Raw genomic sequence first — 7265 nt, forward strand, 5'->3', positions numbered from 1 at the left:
GCCCTTCGATATACTTCGCGGCCTTTAGGCGAGTTCCCGTTTGCATATTGGTAGGTTTGGATAGTGCAGATCTCATCGGGGCTTGGTGCGCAGCCAGCGCAATTTAATACCTAGTCGGCGAGAGGAACCGCCGTCGAATTTACACCAGGGAGATGGTTGTGAATGACAAGACCCGCATAATCCAGAAAGCTGCGGAAAATCTGTCGGCCTGTGACGACTCGGATGTCACGGTATTTGTTGGCAATGAAAATACGGGTGCCAACGACCATCCTCCCGTCGGCGGGAACCCCGGCCTCGTCCCCGCAAGTGCCGGCGAGGCGGCATCCGGCATACAGAGTGTTGCCAGTGCAGTTGGCGGTATCGACGCAACAGTGATCGTTGATTCTGGCGGCCTTCCCGATTCACTTCCCCGTCCTCGTGAGGCTGTGCACTTTGAGCCATCCACTTCACGTGAGGGGGCGGTAACCAAAACCATCATCAAGGGGCGATTCGAGCTCGATAAGCTGCTCGGTGTGGGTGGTATGGGTGCAGTATACAAGGCGCTCGACCGTCGCAAACTGGAAGCCAGCGACAGTGACCCCTATGTCGCGATCAAGCTGCTGAACGAAGATTTCCAGAAGCATCCCGACGCGTTTATCTCCCTGCAGCGTGAAGCGCGCAAATCCCAGACGCTGGCGCACCCTAATATCGTAACCGTGTACGATTTCGACCGCGAAGGTGACCGGGTCTTTATGACCATGGAGTTTCTTGAAGGGGCGCCCCTCGATAAGCTGCTGCGGGAACATCTCGATGTCGGGTTGGAGAAAGAGCGTGCCGAAGCCATCCTGCGTGATGTGTCCCAGGCTCTGATCTATGCCCACTCCCACCGTATCGTCCACTCGGACTTCAAGCCTGGCAATATCTTCGTCACCAGCAAAAAAGGCGCGAAGGTTATCGACTTTGGTATCGCCCGCGCGGTGTCCGAAGGGGGTATTGCCAGTAAGGCCGGTGAAAAAACCGTTTTTGATGCAGGTACCCTGGGTGCACTGACCCCCGCCTATGCCAGCCTGGAAATGCTGAAAGGCGGTGAGCCGCAGCCCAGTGATGATGTGTTCGCCCTGGGGTGTGTGGCCTACGAACTTTTCTCCGGCCGTCACCCGTATAACAAGGTACCTGCCGACAAGGCCTTCCAGCAAAAACTCAAGCCCAAGCGCATTCGCTCATTGACACGTCGCCAGTGGCGCGCACTGGAATCTGCACTCGCTTTCCACCGCGAAGATCGCACCGATACCGTCGAACGATTTGTACAGAAGTTCTACGGCAAAACCGGCTGGAAGTGGGCCTTCGGAACGCTGTTCGCTGCCACTCTGGTTGCTGGCGGTATCGGCTATAACCACCTTGAACAGGAAAATGTGGCCGAGCAGCAGCGGGTAAAGGTCGAGCTGGAGAAAAAACTCGAGCAAGAACTATTGCAACGTCGTATCGCCGATAAGAAAGAAGCGGTCGAGCGCCTGTTGGGGCTCAGTGTGTTGACTCCTACCTGGGAGCGCGACCTGCGTATCGAGCTGCAGGAGTACACCAAGCTTAACCCGAGCGACGGCAACTTCGGTGAAACCGTACACCGTACCGTATCCGACCTGTTTATCGCCGCGGCTACCGGTCAGCTGAATCTTGGCAATCTGGAGCCGGCCGAAGAAATGCTCGGGCGCGCGGCGGACTGGAATGAGAACGTCGCTGGCGCCGATGCCATTCGTGCACAGCTGAATGAAGAGCGCGAAGAGCTGCGGCGCAAGCTGGAAGAAGAGCGTTTGGCGGCGGAGCGCGAGGAAGACCGCCTGCGTCGGGAGGCGCTGCGTGCCGAGCAATTGCGTCTCGCGCGGGAGAAGCAGCAACAAATCGATATGGTACTTGATGATATGGAAGGCACGCTCAAGTGTGACTTCAAGATCAACCTGCCACTCATTGGCAATACCCTTTCTCGCCTCGCGGCGATCGACCCGACCAAGGCCCAGCTGTTGCGTCCCGTAGTCGGGGAGGAACTCGCCGGCTGTTTCGGCAAGCTCGCACTGAAAAGCCCGGCCAATACCGCATCGCTACTGGAAAATGCGCAGGCAATGCTGCCCAAGCAGGCCGTGCTTACCGATCTGGATATCGACTATTGCGCACACCTGCGTCCAGGAAGCGGTGCCCGTGGGGAGCGCTACACCTGCGCCGACCCAATGGCTTCCGGTGGAAACGCCCCGGAGATGGTAGTGGTCAATGGTGGCTCCGGCCGTCCACTGGCTGTGGGTAAGTTTGAAGTCAGCCGCGCGGAATTCTCCAAATTCTGCGCCGCCACCGGCGCCTGTACACCCGCGGCAGCAGGCGACGCTCAGCTCCCTGTGCACAACCTCGAGCTGTCCCAAGTGCGGGCCTACCTAACTTGGTTGAGCGAGGAAACCGGACGCGGCTATCGCTTGCCCACCGAGCGCGAGTGGTTCGCCGCCGCTAGCGCCAATGGCCAGCCAGAAGTTTCTGATCGCAACTGTTATCTGCGTTATGGCGGTATCGAGAAAGGCGCGGAACTGGTTGCAGTCCGCTCGGGTACCGCAAACCCGTTTGGGGTCGTCAATGCGGTGGGTAACGTGCAGGAGTGGGTGTTTGATGTGGATAACAATCTGCTGGCCGCCGGTGGCAGTCGCCAGGATCCCATGAGTCGTTGCCTGGCTACATCCAAAATGTTCCACAGCGGTCATGCGGATGAATTTACCGGTTTCCGTGTGGTCCGGGACATTGTCCGCTAATTGGATCGGGAAGTCAGAGAGCATCTGAGCAGAATCAATAAAGGGTGCGACCGCTGTTTTTGGGAGCCTGCGGATACCACCTATCAAATTAAAAAATTGAATATTAGCGGCGTGCAGGTCAAAGCCCGCGTGCCGCGCCATATTGAGAAAGGAACTCTTGGGGGGATCCGTGTCTTCATTGAGCAAGGAATGGTTGTGCACCGCTATGGCGGGCATGATGGTGTTGGCGCTACACGCAGAAGCGCAACAGAGTGACTCCAGCTTTCGCAGTCGGGTGCGTCAAGCCTTCGAGCAGGACGTGCCCCATGTAAATGATGAGGACGTTCAGCGCGAGTTTGAACGCCGTGTGCGCGAAGCGCGTGACCCCAATCTGGACACCGATATTCCGGAAGTTTCCGGCCGTGAAATCGGTCCGCGTATCTCCGTAAAAGAGTTTCGCTTTCACCGTCTGCAGGAGTATCCGGAATACGGCATTGAAAAAGCCGTTGTTGAAGCCAAGGCCGAGGCCCTGCGTGTCAAATATATGCAGGAAGACAAGATCGTCGCCGGTGGCTATACCCTGGAGAATCTGAAAGAGCTGGCGCTGATGTTGGATGGCATGGGCGCAAGATTCTCACCAGACGAGCTGGGTCCACGGGAGCTGCGCCGGCTGGTCAATGTGATCGAGCGTCAGAACGCCCTGCGCGGACTGACCTACGGTGACCTGGAAGACATCGCCGCAGAGCTCACCCGTTTTTACCGCCAGCAGGGCCTGTTTCTCGCCCAGGTACAGATTCCGGCCCAGGAAGTAAAAGACGGTATCGTTACCTTTAGTGTACAGGAGGGCGTGCTCGGGCAGGTCTCCGTGCACGACAACCAGAAATACAGTGACAAGCGCCTCGCTGGCGCTTTCGAACGTCAGCAAGGAAAGCTGGTCAATCACGAAAGCGTTGAGGAAAGCCTCTACCTGCTCAATGACCTTCCCGCCCTAAACGTAACCGGCTACTTCAGCCCCGGCGACAACCCTGGTGAAACCCGCCTGAACCTGAAGGTGCGCGATGAAAGTGGCTGGCGCCTCGTTACCCGTATGGACAACCACGGCTCTACGTTTACCGGCGACAATCGCGTATTCACCTCCGTCGACTGGTTTAACCCGTTGGGCATTGGTGATGAGCTGACCGTGGGCTATTTGCGCTCAGATGGCAGTGACAGCTTCGACTCTGGTTTTGGATCCAATCTGGGTCAGTTCAAATACAGCCTACCGCTGTTCGGTGCGCGCACCCGCCTACAGCTATCCGCAGACTACAATGAATTTGTGCTGCAGGATCTGGAAGATCCGAATAACTTTATTAACCTTCTGGATATCAACGGCGTTAACGAAAGCTATGCGCTGAACGTAGAACACAAGTTCCGTCGTTCCCGCGACTTTAATATTACCGCGTCCGTTTCTGCTACCGAGAAAAAATCCGAGATTGAAGCCGTAATCGCGTTGCCAGATGGTGGCGATCATGTAATCGGCGGGGAGTTCGGTTTCTATATGGACGCTCTGTCCGGTGGCCGTATCCCCATGCTGAACGTGGTCAACGCAAAAGCCCAGTTTGGCCAGTTCCAGAATACGGTTGAAGCAGGTCGCGGTGATGACTTTAGCAAGTTTGCCGCAGAAACCAGCTCGCTGTTATTCCTGCCCATGCCTTTCACCGACGCCCAATCCCGTCTGGTGGTAAAAAGCCGCTGGCAATACAGCGAAAGCGCGTTGCCATCTTTTGAGCAGTTTTCTCTTGGCGGCGCCAATGGTGTGCGAGCATTTGACGTCCGCGACTTCTCTTCAGACCAGGCCGCGCTCATCTCCGCCGAGTGGTACCCCAGCCTCCCGAATGCCATCAACCCGCGTATTTTCGGCAACCGGCTGAGTGACATGGTCCAGGTAGCCCTGATCGCCGATGCCGGCTACGGCGTCGTCGAGAACTTTGAGCCCATGGTAGAGAACGACTGGGCCGCCCTCTCCGGTGCCGGCCTGCTAGTGAAATTCAGCTGGAACGAAAACTGGGCCAGCCAACTTTCCCTCGCATGGCCCACCATGTCCCGCTCCTCGATCGACGGCACCGGCGACGACGCCGAAGAGCCGAGAATCTACGCGGACTTCTCCTACTTCTTGCAGTAATACCCCAACTCCAAAGTACGCCGTCCACCAGATACGGATATCTAGCGCACAACAGCGAACGACATTATGAACACCAAGAAAACTCTTCTTTCAAATGCAATCAAACTGGCCTGCCTGGGAATGTATGCAGCGCAGGGGGCTTATGCTCAGGTCACTTCTGGTTCTGGGGATGTTTCGGGCATTGACATTGATGTGGTAAGTATCACTGATGATGCCGCCGATGTTAAGACACTGGTGACTATTGCTGAAAAAACCACTGTAACCGAAATTGATTGGAATAATTTCAATATTGCCGAGGGTGAAGAAGTCCGTTTTGATTTTGGGGATGTAGATTACAACTTCGAAAATGGAAGTGGCTCTTATAGCAGTACCAACCTTGTAGTGAATAATGTTCTAAATGGTAGTAGTTCAATTTTGGGTTCGCTAAGCTCCGATGGCCATGTGGTACTTATTAATCCGCGCGGTGTGATTTTTTCGCAGGCAGCCACGGTAAATGTCGGTGCATTAACAGTATCTGGGTTGGCCTCTTCCATTGGTGATGCAGATGAGGGTGAATTACTTAAAATAAATGCATCAGGGATTTCGGATGCAACAGGAAACGCAGCCGGTCTTGTTTCCAATCTAGGTCAAATAACTGCTCATGCTGGCGATGTGACTTTAATTGGTAATAGTGTGCGGAATCTGAAAGAGACCATCGAGGGTTCTGAATTCACGGGATCGATATTTGCGAGCAAGGGCACTATCAATATGGTAGGCGCTAATAGCGCAACAATTTCAGTGGGCACTTCGGGACTTGTCTCTGTGGCAGTTGAGTCTGGCGCGCTCAGAAACGAATTGGAAGTCGATGAATCCGTGTTTAATAGCGGTGTTCTCGATGGTGCGCATGTCGTCATTGAAACGAGAGTGGCGGATAACCTGTTTAACTACGCGGTAAATAATGCAGGAACGATAAAAGCTTCTGGAATTGATACTACTGGTGGGAGTGTTCGATTAGTTGCGTCAGTTGATTCCGAAAGTGACGGGGTTGGAAGAATCAATAATAGTGGAAGCATCACTGTATCGGCAGAAGGGGCAGATTTCGGCGCGGCTCTAGGGGAAGGTCTGAATATTAGCGCTGTCGATGGTTTTAACAACTCGAACGTAATCACTGCTACTAAGCTGTCTATGTCAGTTGGTAAATCAGATGCCGAAGAAGTTCCGCGGGATGGCGACGGCAACCCCGTTGAGCCAACCGTAAGTGATTTGGGCAATGTAACGATTACTGGTAATTTGCCAGTTGAGATTGAGAACCGTGGCGGGCATCACGGTTTTAATTTGAGCGGAGTTGAAAGTATAACCGATGTCAAGATTGACGAAAGTGAGCCCAATGTTTTTGTTGCGAATAACGTAAATAGTGAGGGCGTACCTGCCGAAATTGCTCGTATAACTGGCGCTGATCGGATTGAGATAGTTGGCGCAACATTAAATGGTACCGATGGAAATGATGAATTTTCCTTGACGGAAAATGGTGTAAGATTTTCTGGTGTGGAGTTTGTTGATTTCGACTCAGTATCTGGCGGAGAATCTTTTGATGGCGATGGGATTCCAAATGACCGAGATGTCGTAATATTACCAAGCTCTACTGACCTCTCAGTATCTACGTCCAATACCGTTACTTTTTCTGAAATTACATTCAGCGATATAGAAGTAATTGACACGAATGGAGGGAATCTCTTAGGTGGAGATGCCAATGAGAAATTCAGTGTCAGTGGTTCTGATGTGTCCGTCGATCTCCTTGATGCCGATGGTCAGGTCACAGATAGCAGCTCGTTTAGCTACACCGGACTTGGTCAAGTGCTCGGTAATGGTGGGGCCAATTCTATTGCTGCAGGTGCAGTCACACTGACTGGTGTGGAAGGTCAGGTTTCTGCAGGCGGCTTACTTTTTTCCGATCTCACTAGTGTCGCAAGCTCAAGTGTTACTGGTGCCAATGGGGTAGATGAGACCTTTGAGGTGCAATCCCAAAATAAGGCCGTTTACGAAACTGTGTCCAAGCTGACATTTAGTGGCGTAGATACGGTTGCGGGGGGAGAGCAGGCTAGTGACCGGGACGTTGTGATGTCCCCCTCCGCCACCGACCTCTCAGTGGTTTTTGATGAAACAGTTAGTTTTTCAAATATTATTTTTAGTGATGTAGAGGTGATTGACACGAATGGCGGGAATCTCTTAGGTGGAGATGCCAATGAGAAATTCAGTGTCAGTGGTTCTGATGTGTCCGTCGATCTCCTTGATGCCGATGGTCAGGTCACAGATAGCAGCTCGTTTAGCTACACCGGACTTGGTCAAGTGCTCGGTAATGGTGGGGCCAATTCTATTGCTGCAGG

3 protein-coding genes are annotated in these 7265 nt (G+C 53.6%); all 3 read left to right on the forward strand.

Annotation, left to right across the window (positions count from 1 at the left end; genetic code table 11):
- Positions 1–158: 158 nt before the first annotated feature.
- Entirely contained in the window at positions 159–2762 is a 2604-nt protein-coding gene (locus ACXAG1_RS09885; RefSeq protein ID WP_475119622.1) for a bifunctional serine/threonine-protein kinase/formylglycine-generating enzyme family protein, read from the forward strand.
- A 169-nt stretch (positions 2763–2931) separates the two neighbouring features.
- On the forward strand, positions 2932–4902 hold the full coding sequence (locus ACXAG1_RS09890) for a ShlB/FhaC/HecB family hemolysin secretion/activation protein (RefSeq protein ID WP_475119623.1): 1971 nt from the start codon (positions 2932–2934) through the stop codon (positions 4900–4902).
- 66 nt (positions 4903–4968) lie between these two features.
- Positions 4969–7265 (forward strand): two-partner secretion domain-containing protein (locus ACXAG1_RS09895; RefSeq protein WP_475119624.1); only part of this gene is annotated, 2297 nt, incomplete at its 3' end.

This window comes from Microbulbifer sp. ABE4_465 (genome assembly GCF_056160765.1).